Below are 18,381 nucleotides of genomic sequence, written 5' to 3'. Positions count from 1 at the left end.
TTCCGGGGTGCAGTCCCGCAGAAGCGTGCGAGGCTTTGCTCACCGGCCCAGTAGTTCGGGCAGCTTATCGAACCAGGCCAGCACCGTGCGCTCATAGCCGATGCCGAACTCGAGGGTGGCACGTTGGTAGGAGGACATGCCGGTGTGATCGTCGGTGAGGTAGCGGTCCAGGCGCTGCTGGTGGATCTCCTTGTTGGCGGCGATGATTCGATCGAGGTGATCGGGATCGACGTGCTTGCCGAACGACAGGGTCAGTAGCAGCGGCACTCGAATGGTCTCCGCACCCGGATCGCGAGCCACCCACTCGAGGAACGCTTCGCGCCCGGCGTCGGTGATCTGATACGGCGTCCGGTCGCGTGCTCCGGTCTCACCCTTTTCGACGAGTCCGGCCGCGTCCATGGCAGCCAGCTCTCGGTATACCTGGCTTTGGGTGATGGTCCAGAAGTCGCCGATGCGGTCCTGGGCCTGAGTCACCAGATCCCAGCCCGACATCGGACCGTCGTGCAGAAATCCGAGCAGCGACGCCGCCGTGGAGTTCAGCGATTTGCGTTGTGTCGAGGTGTTCACCAACAGACTGCTCCTTTCCCTCAACGTTCCATAGTGGAATGTTATACGACGCGTACCGACGGGCCCTTCTTTGGGTCCCATGGCGTGTCGCTAAAATACAACTTGTGTCTAAGACGTATTCATCCGCCGAACTCGCCTACCGTGAGGTCAAGGAGCGCATCCTGACCGGCGCGTTGCCGGGTGGTGAGCTGATCAGCGAGGGGGAGATCGCTACCGACCTCGGTATGTCCCGTACCCCGGTGCGGGAGGCGTTTCTGCGACTCGAGGTCGAGGGATGGATGAAGCTCTACCCCAAACGCGGTGCGCTGGTGGTGCCGATTCCGCCCGCCGAGGCCGAACACGTCGTACACGCCCGCTACGTTGTCGAGACCGCGGCGGTGCGCGCGGTGGTCACGGCCGATCGTGCGGCACTGATCGCTGAACTGCACGCATCGCTGGATCGTCAGCGTGAGCTGGCCGCCGCCGCGGATTTCGAGCGTTTCGCCATCGCGGACACCGACTTTCACCGCGTCTATGTGGTCGCCGCGGGCAATCCACTGCTCACCGGGTTCTACGACTCGCTGCGCGAACGGCAGCGCCGCATGAACAGTGCTGCGCTGCATCGCGGTTCGACGGATACCGCCCGCATCATCGAGCAGCACACACGCCTGGTCGAGCTGATCGAAACCGGTGATGTGGGCGGATTCGCCACCGCGCTCGTCGACCATATGTCCGGCGTGCACCAACTCGAAATGCGAGGCCTGTAGTGGCAACGCTCCTCGCCGTCGACACGCGGTCGACGGAGCAGGGCCAGGGCGCGAGGCAGTGGTGGGGAGTGGCGGCCGCGATGTTCGCGATCGCCTGGGGCGGAAACGAATTCACTCCGCTGCTGGTGATGTACAAGGGCAACGGGCTGCCGGTCACCACAGTGGACCTACTGCTGTTCGACTATGTGCTCGGAATCGTGCCCGCCCTGCTGATCGGCGGCCCCCTCTCGGACCGCTACGGCCGCCGCATGCTGCTGCGTCCGGCACCGCTGATCGCGGCGGCAGGTTCGCTGCTGCTGGCTTTCGGAGCCGAGTCGGTGCCGCTGCTATCAGCCGGACGGGTGCTCTGCGGGGTCGCGCTCGGATCGGCGATGGCGGTGGGAAGTAGCTGGCTCAAAGAACTTTCGCAGCCGCCGTTCGGGCCGCAGCTGCCAGCGGGGACCGGGGCGCGACGTTCGGCGATGAGCCTGACGGGTGGGTTCGCCCTCGGTGCCGGGGTGGCGGGCGTGCTCGCGCAGTGGGCGCCGCTGCCGAATACGCTGGCGTATCTGATCAATGCCGTATTCTGCCTGATCGCGGCGGGCTGGGTGGCTCGGGCACCGGAAACGGTATCGCCGCAGCGCAATTCGGGTCGATTGATCGATGATCTGAAGGTTCCGGCGGCCGCGCATCGCCGATTCCGATATGTTGCGTTGCCGGTCGCGCTGTGGCTGTTCACCTCTGCCGCAACGGCTTATGCGGTCATGCCCACGCTGATGGCACCGAAGGTGCGCGATGCACCCATCGCGTTCTCGGCGTTGATCACAGTGGTCACCCTCGGCTGCGGTTTCGTCATCCAATCAGTGGCCCGCCGGATCGATCGTCCCGGCACCGCTCGTGCCGCGGTGGTCGCGCTCGCTCTGGTGGTCTGCGGAATGGTCACGGCCGCATGGGCTTGCGGCACGTTGGCCATGCCGCTCACGATCGTCACCGCCCTCGTCCTCGGCGCTGGCTATGGGATCGGGCTGGTGGCCGGACTGCAGGAGATCGAACGCATCGCCCGGCCCGACGACCTGGCCGGGCTGACCGCGGTTTTCTATTCCGTTAGCTATCTCGGCTTCGGTGTGCCCGCGCTCTTGGCGTTCCTGCACGAATCTTTCGGCTTGGGATACCCGACGATGTTCGCAGTCGCGGCCTTGGGTGCGGCCGCATGCTCAGCGCTCGTGGTCCGGAACTATCGCTCCTGATAGGGGCTTCGGTTGGCGTAGGACTTGCTGGGCCAACGGCTTGGCGTGGTTGGCGGGTGCTGAGTAGTCGTTCGGCCTGGCGTCTGAGTGGTTGTTCAGCTTCGCGTGGTTGGAGAGTTTGAGTGGTCGTTCGGCTCGGCGTGGTTGGAGAGTCCGGGTTCAGCTTGGAGTGCGTGGAGAGTCTGACTGGTCGTTTACCTTGGCCTCATTGGCGGAATCTTCGCGGCTTTCTGGCCTGGCGCGGTTGATGTTCTCACGCGGTTGATCGACATCGCGCGCTCGAAGGGTTGATGCCCGTCGGCGCGGTCGAGCGGTTCAGCCCGGTGGAGCGATGTCGTGTGGACCATTCGCGGGTCACGCTCGGACGCGGGGGAGTCAGCGGTGGCAGGACCGCCCCAAACGTGGAAGATGCCGATCAATTCATTGATCGGCATCTTCAGCAAGTCCTCGCGCACGAAGGCGATCAGGCGCTCTTCGGCCGGTAGTGCAGTTCGGTGACCCCGCACCCGAATCCGGTGGCGGAGACCAGGTCGAGTTGGGTGGTGCCGCGGAAGACCGGCAGGCCGGCGCCGATCGCGGTCGGGTTGACGAACAGGTGCAGGTCGTCGATCAGGCCCTCGGCGATCAGGTTCGCGACGAGTGTGCCGCCCCCGTAGACGATGATGTCCCCACCCGGCTGCGCCTTGAGCCCATTGATGGTCTCGGCGAGGTCGCCGCCCGCGACGACGGTGTTCTCCCACGGCGATTCGGTCAGGCTATCGGAGATCACGACCTTGGGTGTGTTGTTCATCTTGTCGATGGCCTCTTGGGGCTCGTGTTCGGGCTTGGACGCCCAGTGCGGGATGAAGCCCTCGGCGAGCTTGCGGCCGAGCACGATGGTGTCGAATTCGGCGGTGATGGCAGTGATTCGGGCGGCAAGGTCATCGGACCACTGGAAGGTCATCCAGTCCATCTCGCCGTTCGGGCCCGACATGTAGCCGTCGATAGTGGTCTGAACCTGGAGCTTGAGCTTGCGCATGGGAGGTACTGCCTTCCGGTTGTCGCGGGTCCGTCCGGCCCGCTGTTGTTGTGTGCCATCAGCTTGGCCGCACCTGTTTTCGGAAAGTTTACGGTTTCCCTCCGGGACCGAATCAGCGCTGATAGCGGCGGGAGGTGTAGACCCGGGTGCCCTGCTCGGACTCGATGACGGCGGTGGTGGACGCCCCGATGATCAACAGGGTGCGCATATCGACGTCGGCCGGATCCAGCTCGGCAAGAGTGACGACGCGGACGGATTCGGTGGGCCCGCCGACATCGCGGCCGAGCACCACCGGGGTGTCGGGCTTGCGATGCTCGAGCAGTACGTCACGCATCGCGGCGACCTGCCAGGTGCGCTGGCTGGAGGCCGGGTTGTAGATCGCGATCGCCATATCCGCTTCGGCCACCGCCGCAAGACGTCGCGCGACGACCTCCCACGGCTTGAGCCGATCCGACAGCGAGATCATCGCGTAGTCGTGACCGAGCGGCGCGCCGACTCGGCTGGCGACGGCATTGGCCGCAGTGAGCCCCGGCAGCACTCGCACCGGCACCTCGCGCCACTGCGGATCGGCGGATTCCTCCAGCACCGCCGCCGCCATCGCGAACACCCCGGGATCACCCGAGGACACGACGACAACCTTGGCCCCCTTTTTGGCGAGATCCAATGCCATGGCGGCACGTTCGGATTCCACCCGATTATCACTGGCATGCCTGCGCTGCCCAGGACGCGACGGGACACGGTTGATGTAGGTCGTGTATCCGACCAGATCGGTCGCCTCGTCAAGCGCGCGTTCGACCTCGGGCGTGGTCCACCCGGGCGAGCCCGGACCGAGCCCGACCACCACGACTTCGCCGAGCCCCGAGGCGGGTGCGGTAGCAGTCGTGTCGCCGAGCCCTGCGCCGGATCCCGAATCGGTGCCATCCTCCCGACTGGAAACACGTGCAGCCGAATAGACATCCGAGACTCGGGACCGGTGCGAGACCGGGCGCGCTGTGTTCGTGACGGTGCCTGTGCCTTCGATCGCCGGCGACGCATCCCCTGTCGGCATCGCAGGTGTTTCGGCAGCCCGGGACCGGTCGAGCGGGACTGTGCGTGCAGTGTTCGTGGCAGTGCCTGCGCCCGCGAACGGCGTCGATGCATCCGTGGTGGGCATCTGGGGGGTTTCGGCAGTCAGGGGTTGGTCGAGCGTGGCTGCGTGTGCTGCTTCGGTGCTGGTCACTGCGGCCGCGCGCGTTGCGTTCTGCCCGGATGCCTCCGCGGCTTCGGCGGTGTGTCGCTGATCGCGCCGTGAATTCGCAAGGCGCAGTGGGGTTGTCGGCTGGGGGCCGGGGACCAGGGTGATGGCGAAGTAGGGTACGTCCGCGTCGTCGACATCGGCGGCGGTGAGGACACGTTCGCGAGTGCTGCTCGCGCGCTCGATGTAGTAGGCGTCGGCGAGGCGGCCGGAGTCCGAGAGCGCTTGGCGCACAGCGGGATAGGTGCGGCCGAGTTTCATGATGGCGGCGGCGTCGGTGTCACGAAGGCGGCGGGTGAGTTCGTCGGTGGGCATGGTGCCGGGCAGGACGGTCAGTACCTGTTCGCCCTCGACCAGCGGTGTGCCGAGGGCGGCCGAGGCCGCGCTTACCGAGGTGATGCCGGGGATGATCTCGGCCTCGAACCGGTCGGCCAACCGGCGGTGCATATGCATATAGGAGCTGTAGAAGAGGGGATCGCCCGCGGCGAGCAGCGCGACCGACCGTCCCGCCGCCAGATGAACGGCGAGCCGTTCGGCGGCTTGCTCATAGAACTCGTCGATGGCTCCCTGATAGCCGCCGGGATGATCGGTCGTCTCGGTGGTCACCGGGTAGACGAGGTGCTCCTCGAGTTGGTCCGCGCGCATATACGGCGCGGCGATGGCGCGCGAGATGCTGCGACCGTGGCGCGCGCTATGGAAGGCGATGACATCGGCATCCGCGATCACCCGCGCCGCCTTCACCGTCACCAACTCGGGGTCGCCAGGGCCGAGCCCGACGCCCCACAACTTCCCGCTGCTCATTCCTGTTCGCTCGCAATCGCATTCAGCGCCGACGCGGTAATGGCACTGCCACCACGGCGCCCACGCACGGTCAAATACTCGACCCCGCCGAATTCGATCAGCGCATCCTTCGATTCAGCGGCTCCGATGAACCCGACCGGAATCCCCAGGAGGGCGGCAGGTCGCGGCGCCCCCGCATCGATCATGTCGAGCAGATGGAACAGCGCGGTCGGCGCATTCCCGATCGCGACCACCGCGCCATCGAGCCGATCCCGCCACAGCTCCACCGCGGCCGCGGAGCGCGTATTCCCCATCGCCGCAGCCAATTCCGGCACCCGCGGATCCGCGAGCGTACAGATCACATCATTCTCAGCGGGCAGCCGCTTACGCGTCACCCCCGACGCAACCATCTGCGCATCACACAGAATAGGAGCCCCACCCCGCAATGCCGCCCGCGCCGCCGCTACCACCCCACTCGAAAACGCCACATCCCCCGCCAGATCCACCTGCCCACACCCATGGATCATCCGCACCACCACCCGCGCAACATCCTCCGGAAACCCACCCAGATCCGCCTCCGCCCGAATAGTCGCAAACGACCGCCGATAAATCTCGGCCCCATCACTCAGGTACGTACCACGAACACCACCCATGCGCCCCACCCTAAAAGCCCCCCAACCCCCCAACCCCTCCGGGGCACGTCCGGCGAGAATGCGCTGGTGCAGGTCAACGTCGAGCAGGTACCTGCATGAGTGCGTTCTCGGCGATCAGGTTCTCGGGCGTTCGAGGATTCGGGACATGACTATGGAGGAGCGAGTGCGACCTACTCGGGTGTTTTCGCGGATTCGTTCTACGGTGGATTCGATTTCGGCCATGTCGGTGGCCATGACGTGGACCAGGGCGTCGGCTTCGCCTGCGATGGTCCAGACGCCCACCACCTGGGGGATGGGTTCTAGGCTGCGGCGGAGTTCGGCGGGGGTGATGTTGTCGCGATAGTAGACCTCTACGTAGGCCTCAGTGGTCCAGCCGAGGGCGGCGGGGTTGACGAGGGCGGTGAAGCCGGTGATCTGGCGGCTCGCGACCATCTTGTCGACTCGGCGCTTCACCGCGGGCGCTGAGAGGCCGACCTTCGCGCCGATCTCCTGGAAGGAGGCGCGCGCGGACTTGAGCAGATGGGCGAGGATTCGCCGATCGATGTCGTCCACGCCACACTCGCTCCCTCATCACGCAATGATTCGTTGAATTCGGTCGATCATGCGCAATGAATCGTTGTTTCTGACGCAATAGTAGGCGAATTACCTTCGTGGCAGTGGAATGATCCGCGCTACCTCCGGGAGACACGTTGACCTCTGTAACCACGCTCCGCATCGAGCCCGCACGGCAGCCGACCCAACGACAGTTCGTGATGTGCCGACCGGATCATTTCGACGTCTTCTACTCGATCAACCCGTGGATGAACCCGCAGGAACCCGTCGATCGTGCACTCGCGCTCTCGCAATGGGAGGTGCTGCGTGCGACCTTCGAGCAGTACGGTCACCGCATCGAGGTGGTGCCGGGTGAGTCGGGGCTGCCCGATATGGTCTTCGCCGCGAACAGCGGTCTGATCGTGGGGGATCGGGCGATGTCGGCGCGATTCACCCATCCCGAGCGGGCCGCCGAAGGTCCGGCGTATCACCGCTGGTTCGCCCAGCGGGGCCTGACGGAGCTGATCGGCGCGCAGGAAATCAATGAGGGTGAGGGCGACTTCCTGCTCGTAGGTGAGCGCATGCTGGCCGCGACCGGATTCCGGAGTTCGATTGCCGCGCACCGCGAGGTCGAGCGCTACTTCGACCTTCCGGTCGTTTCCCTCCAACTCGTCGATCCGCGCTTCTACCACCTGGATACGGCGCTGATGGTGCTCGATGACACCAACGTCGCCTACTTCCCGCCCGCGTTCAGCGCCGAAAGCCAGGCCATCCTCGCTGGTCTGTATCCCGACGCCATTCGCGCGACCGACGCCGACGCGGTGGTCCTCGGCCTGAACGGTGTCTCCGACGGTCTGAACGTCTTCATCAGCAGCCGCGCCGACAATCTGGCGTCTGAGTTGCGCGGACAGGGTTACAACCCGGTGGGTGTGGACCTGTCGGAGTTGCTCAAGGCTGGTGGTGGTGTGAAGTGCTGCACCTTGGAGATCCACGATGATCCGCGCCGCGCGCCGACCGCGGTCGCGTCCTGAAAATATTCAGCGCGCAGGGCTTTCGTGCAATTGCGCACGAAAGCTCACAGGTTCGAGGACCGGCGCTCGGCCGTATCGAGTGATGGCAGCTCGGCTGACCGGAATATTCGAAGCGGTCCAAGGTTCAGCCGCCGATGCCCTGTAGCGGTGTCAGAACGGGAGTTTGGTGCGCCAAGCGCTGACCCCCGGATCGGCCAAGGGGTGGGCCTCGGTGACGAATTTGAACAGGAGTAGCGCGCCGGTGATCTGCAGAATAGCGAGGGGGATTTCGCCGAGGCAGGCGATGGCTATGGCGAACCAGACGTCGCGGGGGTTCGCGGTCGTAATGTCGAACCAGGCATCGACGAGCAGCAGCAGGCCGGTGCCGAATGCGGGCAGTAGCAGCAGTTGCCTGCGCTGCCAGCCGAGGTAGGCGGTCATCGCCATCATGATGACCAGCAGACTGTCGAATCCGACCCAGGTGAGCGGCCAGTTGTGGGCCTGATAGTCGGGCGGCAGCGACACCGCGAGGTAGACGATCCACGGGATCAACGCGATCGATCCGCCCACCATCAAGGTCAACCGCACTCCCCGATGGATCCGCACGATCTCCGGCCGCGGCAACACCCGTTCCGGTGGCAATTGCAGCCGCCGGATCAATGCTCGCCGCTCGTCCGCGGACATCGCGTCGATCTCCTCGTCACTGAGCCGCCAAATCGTCATCGGAATACTCCCTCCGTGAGTCAGCCGCTGAGCTCACCGTGCCACGGGCAGGGCTCGAGATCCAGCGTCCCGGATGGTGTCGGTGCTGGACAGAACGGGTGCGGAAAGCGGCGAATGCCGGGCAGGTCGTGTATGGACGGTGGCCATGGGCGATGCGATCCCTTCGGCATCGGAGCACGGTCAGGTAGCCGCCGAGTTCACGAGTGCCACGGGTAGGGGCGGCGGGATTGGTGATCCGGTGACGCCAGGTGTTGGACAGGATGGCTGTGGGAAATGGTGAACGCTGGCTGGGGCGAGATGCCCCACGCGATGGGCGACGCGGTCTCCTGGTTCGTCGCTCAGGGCGGAAGTCAGTCGATGCGGTAGCCGTTTTCGGTGGCAACGACGTCGGTGACCGGTCCGCGGGGGCGGCCACAGCGGCGTTCGCACCCGGACCAGTGCTGACGGCCCGCCACGGTGACATCTTCGGCGCTGCGGATTTCGATGGTCCGAGCAGGATCTATCGCCGCGCCGGAGTCCGCGAGGTCGGTGGCCGTCGAGTCGAGCGGTTGGTCGGGGTCGCCGCTCGCGGCGTCCTCGGCAGGCGGGTTCGGGGCTGGCGGAGACTGCACGCGCCCCGATTCGACGGCGGCTGCCGCGTCGGCGCGGACGTCGGTATTGGACTTCGCGCAGCCGGGTCGGCCCGCGCAAGCGCTGACCTGGAGCCACGGCGAGTTGGCGTCGAAGATGAGGCCCATGGGAGCGAGTACTCGGACGACCTGTTCGGCGGGCCATTCCTCGAGATCGGCGATCACCAGGCTGCGCCACGGGGTGATGAAGATGGGACGTTCGATGGCCGCGATGAATTCGGCGGTCCGGGCGGGTAGGGAACCGAGGCGGACGGCGGCGCCGAGGCTGACCTGTCCGTTGTCCTGGTCGAGCCAGCCGATCGGAATATCCTGGGCACCGAATTCCAGGCGGTCGGGGCCGGGGGACAGGCCGAGTGTGTCGATCACTCGCCGCACACCGTCATCCACCTCCTGCAACCGCCACTGGCCGGAGCCGAGGTCGAGAAAGCCGTGCGCGGCGGCCAGCATCACCTGCACCGCATCGGCGGGGGAGATGCGAATGCCGGTATCCCGACCGGCCAGCACCAGCGCGAATTCGTCTGCGCCAGTGGCGTGTACGCCGATATCGCCACCCAGTCCGCTGATATCGCCGCGACCGTCGTCGAGGGTGAACAGCACCCGGCCGGGCAGTTCGGCAAGCCGCTCGGCGGCCTGCAAACCCGCGTCGAGCACCGGAACGAGGCCGTGCACATCCGACCGTCCACCGATCCGGCCCGATAGCGGCGAGGCCACGATATTGCGCACCCGCTCATGCGTCCGACTCGGCAACAGTCCGGCACCCGCCAACCGCTCGCTCAGCGCCGCCGCGTCGTGCATCTGCCGCAGCTGCACATTGCCCCGCGAGGTCAGCTCGAGATTTCCATCGCCGAGTTCAGCCGCCGCCTGGGCCAACACCTGCAATTGTCCCGGCTCCAGCCGCCCACCGGGCAGTCGGATCCGAGCCAGTGGTCCATCGGCCGCCTGATGCAGCCGCAGCACGCCGGGGCAGGAGTCGGGATTCGAACGCGTCATGACCCATCCAGCCTAAGTGACCAGGCGCGACACCGAACTCGTCGGGCGGTGAATGCGAAGCGGCGGGTGCGCGCGGGGGAACTCGTGCCGATGCGTGCTCTGCGCCGATCGCGGTCGGCGCTCTAGGGTGAGCGCATGAGTGAAATCTCCACTACTGCCGACCGACTCGCGATTATCGACGTTGTCACCAGGATGTTCGTCTATACCGACCAGAAGCGGTGGGATGATCTGCTGTCGGAGGTGTTCACCGGCAAGGTCGATTTCGATGGCGGCTTCGGTGGCCCGGTGGCGGTGCGTCCCGCGGCCGATATCGTCGGCGATTGGCGCACGGGTCTCAACGACCTCGACGGTGTCCATCACCAAGCGGGCAACTATCTGATCGATCTCCTGGACGACCGCGCCGACATCCACGCCGACGCCATCGCCGTCCACGTGAACAACGATGCGGCCAATGGCAAAACCCGCACGTTTGTCGGCAGCTACACCATCGGCGCGGAGCGCACCGGCGCGGGTTGGCGCGTCGACAAATTCCACTACCACCTGAAGGTCATCGACGGAAACGCTGATCTGACCTGAGCGTGACCGGCCGGACCGTCATCGGTCCGCAGGCGCGGTGCGGGCGTCGTAAGGGTGCGTCGCCCACACCGTGATTCGGCACCAGATAGCATCTGGGTGCTCGGCGGGCGATGAGGAAACCGGTGGAACTCCGGTGCGGTCGCGCCACTGTCAACAGCCAGACCCTCTCCGGCGAGCACCGTACCCGATGGGCGCGTCACCCGAGGAAGGCTGCCACCTGTGATTTTGCTGCTGTCGACGTCCGACACCGACCTGTTGAGCGCACGTGCGAGCGGTGCGGAGTATCGGTGGGGGAATCCGGCTCGGCTGCTGGTCGAGGACCTGCCCGCGCTGCTCGACGGCGCCGATCTGGTGATCGTGCGGATCCTCGGCGGCAAGCGGGCCTGGGAGGACGGACTCGAAGCGGTGCGCGCCAGCGGGGTGCCGATGGTGGCGCTCGGTGGTGAGATCGCCCCCGATGCCGAGTTGATGGAGTGTTCGACCGTGCCCGGCGGGGTGGCCGCCGACGCGCACAACTACCTCGCCGCCGGTGGCGCGGAAAACCTGCGGCAGCTGCACAACTTCCTCTCGGATACGGTGCTGCTCACCGGCCACGGCTTCGAGCCGCCGGTGCAGCTGCCGAGCTGGGGCGAATTGCAGCGCACTGCGCGCATCCCCGCGGCCGTTTCCCGGCCGTCCGATCACCCTGGCGCGCACCGCGATCCGAGCGCGACAGCAGCCGGATCGCCGACCGGCTCGGACGCCGAGCAACCGCCAACGGTGGCCGTGATCTACTACCGCGCACAACATCTCGCGGGAAACACCGCCTACATCGACGCGCTGTGCGCCGCGATCGAGGATGCGGGCGCGAAGGCGCTGCCGCTGTACTGCGCGTCCCTGCGCACCGCCGAACCGGAACTGCTCGAAACCCTGCGCACGGCAGACGCTCTGGTCGTGACGGTGCTCGCCGCGGGTGGGACCAAGCCCGCGAGCGCGTCGGCCGGTGGGGATGACGAAGCCTGGGATGTCGCTGCCCTGGCCGAACTGGATGTGCCGATCCTGCAGGGCCTGTGTCTCACCAGCGGCCGCGCCCAATGGGAGGCCAATGACGACGGCCTCTCGCCCTTGGATGTCGCGACCCAGGTGGCCGTCCCGGAATTCGATGGCCGCATCATTACGGTGCCGTTCTCCTTCAAGGAATTCGACGCCGACGGTCTGTCCACCTATGTGCCCGATCCTGAGCGCGCGGCGCGGGTCGCCGGTATCGCGGTCCGGCATGCGCGACTGCGCCACATCCCGGCCGAACGGCGCCGCATCGCCATCATGATGTCGGCCTACCCGACCAAACACGCCCGCATCGGCAACGCGGTCGGCCTGGACACCCCCGCGAGCGCGATCCGGCTGCTCACCGAGATGCGTTCGGCCGGTTACGATCTCGGTGTCGATGGCGAGGTGCCGGGGCTCGTGGAGCGTGACGGCGACGCGCTGATCCATGCGCTGATCGCCGCGGGCGGGCAGGACCCCGACTGGCTCACCGCCGAACAGCTCGAGGGCAATCCGATCCGCATCGGCGCCGACCAGTACAGTCGCTGGTTCGACACCCTGCCCGAGGATCTGCGCACGGCCGTCGTCGAGGCGTGGGGTCCGCCGCCCGGCGAACTCTATGTCGATCGCTCCGCCGATCCCGAGGGTGAAATCGTCATCGCCGCACTGCGTTTCGGCAATATCGTGCTGATGGTGCAGCCGCCGCGGGGTTTCGGCGAGAATCCGGTCGCCATCTATCACGACCCGGATCTGCCACCCAGCCACCACTATCTCGCCGCCTACCGGTGGATCGCGGCGCCGGACGGTTTCGCCGCCGACGCGATGGTGCATCTGGGCAAGCACGGCAACTTGGAGTGGCTGCCCGGTAAAACGCTCGGAATGTCGGCCTCCTGCGGCACCGATGCCGCGCTCGGTGACCTGCCGCTCATCTACCCGTTCCTGGTCAACGATCCGGGTGAGGGCACCCAGGCCAAGCGCCGTGCCCACGCCACTCTCGTCGATCACCTCATCCCGCCCATGGCGCGCGCCGAAAGCTACGGCGATATCTCGCGTTTGGAGCAATTGCTCGATGAACACGCCAATATCTCGACACTCGACCCGGCCAAGCTGCCCGCCATCCGCCAGCAGATCTGGACCCTCATGCGCGCGGCGAAAATGGACCATGACCTCGGCCTGGACGAACGCCCCGACGAGGATGTCTTCGATGACATGCTGCTGCACGTCGACGGCTGGCTGTGCGAGATCAAGGATGTGCAGATCCGCGACGGGCTGCATGTGCTCGGGCAGGCACCGGCGGGGGAGACCGAACTCGATCTGGTACTCGCCATGCTGCGTGCCCGCCAGCTGTGGGGCGGTGAACGGAATGTACCGGGTCTGCGGGAAGCCCTGGGGCTGAACGAATCCGGCGCCGAGGCGCGCGAACGGGTCGACGCGGTGGAGCACCAGGCGCGTGGGCTGCTCGCCGGACTGCAGGCTGCCGACTGGTCCGCGGATGCGGTCGACGGTCTGGTCGACGCCTTCGCCGACGCGCTGAGCCCGGCCGATTCGGCGGCCGATGCCAGGCTTTCCGCAATTCGAACCGTTCTGCGATTCGCGGCCACCGAGGTAGTGCCCCGTCTGCGACAGACGGGCGTGGAGATCGACCGAATCCTGCACGCGCTCAATGGCGGATTCATTCCGGCGGGCCCGAGTGGTTCCCCGCTGCGCGGTCTGATCAATGTCCTGCCGACCGGTCGCAATTTCTACTCGGTCGATCCCAAGGCGGTTCCGTCGCGGCTGGCCTGGGAGACCGGGCAGGCGATGGCGGATTCGCTGCTCGATCGGTATCGGGCCGATCATGGCGAGTACCCGCGCTCGGTCGGGTTGTCGGTGTGGGGCACCTCCGCCATGCGCACCTCCGGCGACGATATCGCGGAAGTGCTTGCGCTGCTGGGCGTCCGTCCGGTCTGGGACGAGGCCAGCCGCCGCGTCACCACACTCGAGGTGGTTTCGCTCGAGGAACTGGGCCGCCCGCGCATCGATGTCACCGTGCGCATCAGCGGCTTCTTCCGTGACGCCTTCCCACACGTACTCGCACTGCTCGACGACGCGGTCCGGCTGGTCGCCGAACTCGACGAGCCCGCGGAGTCGAATTACGTTCGCGCCCACGCTCAGAACGACCTCGCCGAACACGGCGACAAGCGCCGCGCCACCACCCGCATCTTCGGTTCCAAGCCCGGCACCTACGGCGCTGGTCTACTGCAATTGATCGACTCGAAGAGTTGGCGCACCGACGACGACCTCGCACAGGTCTACACCGCGTGGGGCGGCTACGCCTACGGTCGCGACCTCGACGGCGCCCCGGCCGCCGACGATATGCGCACCGCCTACCGCCGGATCACGGTGGCCGCCAAGAACACCGATACCCGCGAACACGATATCGCCGACTCCGACGACTACTTCCAGTACCACGGCGGCATGGTCGCCACCGTCCGCGCGCTCACCGGCAAGAATCCGGAGGCCTACATCGGCGACAGCACCCGTCCGGACGCGGTGCGCACCCGCACGCTCTCGGAGGAGACCTCGCGTGTCTTCCGCGCCCGGGTGGTGAACCCGCGCTGGCTCGAGGCGATGCGCAGGCACGGCTATAAGGGCGCCTTCGAAATGGCGGCCACCGTCGACTACCTGTTCGGCTACGACGCCACCACCAATGTCGTGGCCGACTGGATGTACGAAAAGCTCGCCGAGAGTTACGTTTTCGATGACGTGAACCGCAAGTTCATGGAGCAGTCCAACCCGTGGGCGCTGCACGGCATTGCGGAGCGTCTGCTGGAGGCGGCGCAACGGGAGTTGTGGGAGCGTCCGGAGCCGGCGACGCTGGACCGACTGCGCCAGATCTACCTGGAGACCGAGGGTGAACTGGAATAGCGGAAAAAGCAATACCCCAGTTCCTCTGTGTTTCGAAACATTTGATCTTGCAACGTAATTCGATTTCCTGAATCCGTCGACGCCGAGCGCTTCGGAAGCGCATCATGATTGATGTCCCATGTCCGTTTCTCGGGGAACATCAATCGAATCGGCTGGATGATTGGAAATGCTGATGAAGATCAAAAAATTGATGGCGACAACGGTTTTGACCGTAGCCGCAACCGGCATCACCGCGGCCACCGCCTACGGCTCACCCGAAGCGCCGTCCGAAACCGTCCTCAACGGGGTGGATCACGGCATCGAATACACCGCGGCGGTGGCGGCGGATCGCTCCGATGCCACTATCACGCTGGCCTCCGGCAGGTTCGTGCTGACGCCGGATGCGGGCATTACCGTCCTGGCGCCCGATGGTTCGGTGGTCGCCGCCGTGCCGACTACGCTCCAGACGGTGGCGGGCCAGCAGGTGCAGGTCACGCCCGAAGTCGATACCGCGGCAACGACATTGACGCTGACGCCGGTCAACGCACCGGCATCGGGCCCGCTGCAGTTCATCGGTGACGCGGGCACCACGGTCGCGGGTGTGTTGATCGGCTGCGCGGTCGGCGCGCTGATCGGGCTCCTGTTCTTCTTCGTCGGATTGGTTCCCGGTTGCATCATCGGGGGAATCATCGGCGGTATCGCCGGCGCCAACCAATGACAGGGAAAGTCGACCTGATCGCATAACTCGCGTAACAGGCACCCTCGGCCGGGCTTTCGATGAAATAGCCCGCCCGGGGGATGCCGCTTACCGAAATTCAGGACACATCGCACGTCAATTCTCGTTCGCCGCTATCCGGAACCGCGCGGCAGTTGCCAGGAGGTGTGCGGCGAGTTCCGGCCTGTCGAGTACTCCGAAATCGACAGATCGAGATAGAGCGTCGACATATGCGGGTGTCCGAACAGACCTGGATCACACAGTGATTCGGTCCCCTCGGGTTCGACGGTGACCGCGGCGGGCAGCCGCGAACGCACATCGGTTGCGGGGAGCCGACACGCACCCTGGCCCGATAGCGCCACGTCCCCGCACCGACGCCGCGCTGCACCCGCTCGGCCACTTCGGTTTCCGGAACGATGCGCGGAGTGAAGCGGATGCCGTTCGGCGTTCGCGTGTCGTGTGGTTGTGGCGTCGTGGTTGGCTGTGGCGAGCACCGATTCACCGGGCTTGACAATTGCCCGCGCCGGATGGTGAATGGCAGTGCGCCGGTTCGAGGAAGGGTCCATCGTGCAGCCTGGGGATGACAGTGTGTTGGACGGCTTTGCCCGGCGGGCGGTTTCGCTGGAGGGTGCGGAGAAGACCGTCTACGTGGCCGGGTCCGGTCCGGCGGTGATCCTGATGCCGGAGATGCCCGGCATCAGCCCCGACGTGGTGCGGCTCGCCCGGTGGGTGCGCGATGCCGGATTCACGGTGTACATGCCGTCGCTGTTCGGGGTCGACGGCGCGTACCCCACCGTCGAACTCGGGGACCGGATCGCGAAACGGGCGTGCATCAGCAAGGAGTTCCGCGCCTTCGGCGGCGGGGAGACCAGCCCGATCGCGGTGTGGCTGCGAGCATTGGCGCGGGTCGCGCACGAAGAGTGCGGCGGTCCGGGTGTCGGCGCGATCGGTATGTGTTTCACGGGCAATTTCGCACTCACGATGAGTCTCGAGCCCGCCGTCATCGCCCCGGTCGTCAACCATCCCTCACTACCCCTGGACAACCCGGCCGCCCTCGAGCTGTCCCCGGACGACGCCTCCGCACTCGCGCGACGCTTCGAACGCGACGACATCCGAGCACTCGCCTACCGCTTCGAGGGCGACAAGTGGTGCACGGCCCAACGTTTCGCCGCCTACCGTCAACTCCTCGGCGACCGCTTCGACGGCCGCGTAATCCCGGGCGAGTACGCCAACCCGGAACCGCCCCCGTTCTTCCGCGACACGGTCGAGACCCCGCACAGCGTGGTGACCGCCCACTTCGTGGACGAGGACGGGCACCCGACGGTGCGGGCTCGGGACGAGATCCTGGCGTACCTGCACAGGAGGCTCCTCACGTCCTGAGTCGGCTGCCCGCGCGTGGCGCGATGAGTACGACCGGCGTGCATCTAGGCCCTATCTGCCGAGGGGGAGCAGATGACAAAGATCCCGGCACCCCGAACGTCGCTCCCTACTTGTTCCTGGTCACCTCCAGTTGCACACTGCCCCGGTTATTGCCGTAGAAGCTCCATGCGTCGTTGGCGAAGGCGTAGAGGTACCCGGGGCGGAATACCCGGTGGTTCGTGCCAGCGCCGATGGCGATGCACTCATGCAGCGCTTGCGCGCCCTCGCACGGAATCGCGTCGTTGGCGACGACGCCGATCAGCGACATCCACGGCGTGCTTTCGTCCCGGCGGGTCAGCAGGAAGTTGGCCCTCGGGTTTCGGGTTATGCGCCGGAAGATCCGCTCGCCCTGACCGATCAGTGTGCTTGCCGCGCGGAAGATCTCGCCGGGGCGGAAACTGCGCCAGCCGGTGGTGCCCGCAGGCCCGCAGGGGATGTGGAGATCGGTCCACTGACCCGTCGCGGCAAAGCTGTAATCGCCGGGTTCGAGGTAGAGGCCTGTCCAATTCCACGGATCCCGAGCGGACACGCTGACCGTGCCGGACTCACCCGGAGCGAGCGTCCGGGTGCGCCGGTATGGTCCGCTGGCGATCGGTGGCGTCTGGTGACGTTCGTAGACCGACCGGTGCAGGGACGGGTTGTTCCCGTCTTCGTCGATCATGGGGGTGGCGCGGGGCCGCGGCTCGAAGAACGACTCCAACAGCGAGCGCAGCAGCGGCTCGTACAACGGCTCGAGTAAGCCGTAGACGCCTTGGTTGTCGTCGTGCAGCGTACCGAGCGCGTCGGGCCGGATCTGGTCCTCCACATCCTTGCGGAACTCCAGTCCGATCGCGGCGCGTGACTCATCGACCATCCATTTCAGCGCGCCGTCGCTCAGGCCCGTCTCCGGGTGGCCGCCGCCTACGTCCATGTGGCTGCCCGGGAACCACACCTGCTTGACGTCCTGGTCGGGCTCCGGGTCGGACCACAGCGTTGGCGTGAATGGGCCCCGCTGCTCGTCGAGTGCCACCGCGTGGCGACCGTGGCGCACGGCCGGGTTGAGCTTCACGTCGTGGAACGCGTGTCGACCGGCGGGATCCAGTAGTTTGAGCCAGCCCAGGCTGTCCGGGATACCCAGCGCGCCGACGGTGTCCCACACTCCGACGAAGTCCACCGGAATCGGCTCGGCCCGCCCCGGGTCGTAGCTGAACCGAAGCCCCTCGCTCCACCCGGGATCGGCGTCGCGTCCCAGGCGATACCGCCGCTGATACGCGTGCCGGACCTGACTCCGAATCTCGTCTTCGTCCAAGTACGTGGTGTCGATCAACCCGCACGCCGCGATCATCCCGGCGACGCTGCGGGCCGTGAAGGCACCGCGACTGAAACCGAACAGCGCGATTCTGTCGCCGGGCTGGTAAGTGGTGGTCAGCCACTGGTAAGCGTCCATCACGTTGCTGGACAAGCCAACTCCGGCGACGCCTCCCGAAAGCCAACCGGCCAGACCGGCACTGTCGGCCCCGACCCCGGCCTGATACCGCGTCAGCTGGTTCTCCCCGTCCTTGGTGGTATCGGCCAGGGCGTTGTAAAAGCGGCGCACATTCGTGACCGCCAGCTGGCCCGGCGTGTTCCATGTCCCGTCACAACACATGACGAGTCGACGCATCGTTGCACCTCCC

Annotated in this window: 16 protein-coding genes; 7 read left to right on the top strand and 9 right to left on the bottom strand. The window is 66.3% G+C overall.

Annotated features, from left to right (window positions below):
• Positions 1–39: 39 nt before the first annotated feature.
• Positions 40–570: a PadR family transcriptional regulator gene (locus ACQP2D_RS23790; RefSeq protein ID WP_433678124.1), complete on the bottom strand. Its 531-nt coding sequence runs from the start codon at positions 568–570 to the stop codon at positions 40–42.
• A gap of 101 nt (positions 571–671) precedes the next feature.
• Here ACQP2D_RS23790 and ACQP2D_RS23785 point away from each other — a divergent pair, with 101 nt between their 5' ends.
• Together ACQP2D_RS23785 and ACQP2D_RS23780 are read left to right on the top strand one after the other, a co-directional pair.
• Positions 672–1,313 (top strand): GntR family transcriptional regulator, encoded by a 642-nt coding sequence (locus tag ACQP2D_RS23785; protein ID WP_433678123.1) that lies wholly within the window; start codon positions 672–674, stop codon positions 1,311–1,313.
• A complete protein-coding gene (locus tag ACQP2D_RS23780) occupies positions 1,313–2,539 on the top strand; it encodes an MFS transporter (RefSeq protein WP_433678122.1) in 1,227 nt (408 codons plus the stop codon). The genes ACQP2D_RS23785 and ACQP2D_RS23780 overlap by 1 nt, the downstream gene beginning before the upstream one ends.
• Positions 2,540–3,002: 463 nt before the next feature.
• Here ACQP2D_RS23780 and ACQP2D_RS23775 read toward each other — a convergent pair whose 3' ends face one another.
• The 4 genes from ACQP2D_RS23775 to ACQP2D_RS23760 form a co-directional block, all read right to left on the bottom strand.
• Complete coding sequence (locus ACQP2D_RS23775) at positions 3,003–3,557, bottom strand: dihydrofolate reductase family protein (RefSeq protein ID WP_433678121.1); 555 nt, start codon at positions 3,555–3,557, stop codon at positions 3,003–3,005.
• Between the two features lie 112 nt (positions 3,558–3,669).
• Positions 3,670–5,592 carry a precorrin-3B C(17)-methyltransferase gene (gene cobJ / locus ACQP2D_RS23770; RefSeq protein ID WP_433678120.1) on the bottom strand — a complete coding sequence of 641 codons (1,923 nt, stop codon included), beginning with the start codon at positions 5,590–5,592 and terminating at the stop codon, positions 3,670–3,672.
• Entirely contained in the window at positions 5,589–6,224 is a 636-nt protein-coding gene (locus tag ACQP2D_RS23765) for a precorrin-8X methylmutase (RefSeq protein WP_433678119.1), read from the bottom strand. Before ACQP2D_RS23765 ends, cobJ begins: the two co-directional genes overlap by 4 nt.
• A gap of 114 nt (positions 6,225–6,338) precedes the next feature.
• A complete protein-coding gene (locus ACQP2D_RS23760) occupies positions 6,339–6,776 on the bottom strand; it encodes an Lrp/AsnC family transcriptional regulator (protein WP_420773727.1) in 438 nt (145 codons plus the stop codon).
• A 137-nt stretch (positions 6,777–6,913) separates the two neighbouring features.
• Between ACQP2D_RS23760 and ddaH the strand changes: the two genes are divergently transcribed.
• Positions 6,914–7,786, top strand: coding sequence for a dimethylargininase (ddaH, locus tag ACQP2D_RS23755; RefSeq protein ID WP_433678118.1), 873 nt, complete (start codon positions 6,914–6,916; stop codon positions 7,784–7,786).
• A 150-nt stretch (positions 7,787–7,936) separates the two neighbouring features.
• Here the strand turns inward: ddaH and ACQP2D_RS23750 are convergent, their stop codons facing one another.
• Positions 7,937–8,488 carry a hypothetical protein gene (locus ACQP2D_RS23750; protein WP_433678117.1) on the bottom strand — a complete coding sequence of 184 codons (552 nt, stop codon included), beginning with the start codon at positions 8,486–8,488 and terminating at the stop codon, positions 7,937–7,939.
• Positions 8,489–8,838: 350 nt separating this feature from the next.
• Positions 8,839–10,107: a precorrin-3B synthase gene (gene cobG / locus ACQP2D_RS23745; protein WP_433678116.1), complete on the bottom strand. Its 1,269-nt coding sequence runs from the start codon at positions 10,105–10,107 to the stop codon at positions 8,839–8,841.
• A 135-nt stretch (positions 10,108–10,242) separates the two neighbouring features.
• Between cobG and ACQP2D_RS23740 the strand changes: the two genes are divergently transcribed.
• The 3 genes from ACQP2D_RS23740 (at position 10,243) to ACQP2D_RS23730 (ending at position 15,310) form a co-directional block, all read left to right on the top strand.
• Positions 10,243–10,683, top strand: a complete 441-nt coding sequence (locus ACQP2D_RS23740) for a nuclear transport factor 2 family protein (RefSeq protein WP_433678115.1) — start codon at positions 10,243–10,245, stop codon at positions 10,681–10,683.
• A gap of 219 nt (positions 10,684–10,902) precedes the next feature.
• Entirely contained in the window at positions 10,903–14,613 is a 3,711-nt protein-coding gene (gene cobN, locus ACQP2D_RS23735) for a cobaltochelatase subunit CobN (RefSeq protein ID WP_433678114.1), read from the top strand.
• A gap of 172 nt (positions 14,614–14,785) precedes the next feature.
• Positions 14,786–15,310 (top strand): hypothetical protein, encoded by a 525-nt coding sequence (locus ACQP2D_RS23730; RefSeq protein ID WP_433678113.1) that lies wholly within the window; start codon positions 14,786–14,788, stop codon positions 15,308–15,310.
• 131 nt (positions 15,311–15,441) lie between these two features.
• Here the strand turns inward: ACQP2D_RS23730 and ACQP2D_RS23725 are convergent, their stop codons facing one another.
• Positions 15,442–15,669 (bottom strand): hypothetical protein, encoded by a 228-nt coding sequence (locus ACQP2D_RS23725; protein WP_433678112.1) that lies wholly within the window; start codon positions 15,667–15,669, stop codon positions 15,442–15,444.
• Between the two features lie 172 nt (positions 15,670–15,841).
• On the opposite strand from ACQP2D_RS23725, the gene ACQP2D_RS23720 reads away from it, so the two are divergent.
• Positions 15,842–16,687 (top strand): dienelactone hydrolase family protein, encoded by an 846-nt coding sequence (locus tag ACQP2D_RS23720; RefSeq protein ID WP_433678111.1) that lies wholly within the window; start codon positions 15,842–15,844, stop codon positions 16,685–16,687.
• Between the two features lie 106 nt (positions 16,688–16,793).
• Here the strand turns inward: ACQP2D_RS23720 and ACQP2D_RS23715 are convergent, their stop codons facing one another.
• On the bottom strand, positions 16,794–18,368 hold the full coding sequence (locus tag ACQP2D_RS23715) for a DUF2235 domain-containing protein (protein WP_433678110.1): 1,575 nt from the start codon (positions 18,366–18,368) through the stop codon (positions 16,794–16,796).
• Positions 18,369–18,381: the final 13 nt, after the last annotated feature.

The sequence above is a fragment of the Nocardia sp. CA-119907 genome (assembly GCF_050955995.1).
Classification (GTDB): Bacteria; Actinomycetota; Actinomycetes; order Mycobacteriales; family Mycobacteriaceae; genus Nocardia.
The sequence above is the reverse complement of the archived record's forward strand: the minus strand, read 5'-3'. Positions and strand labels throughout refer to the sequence as shown.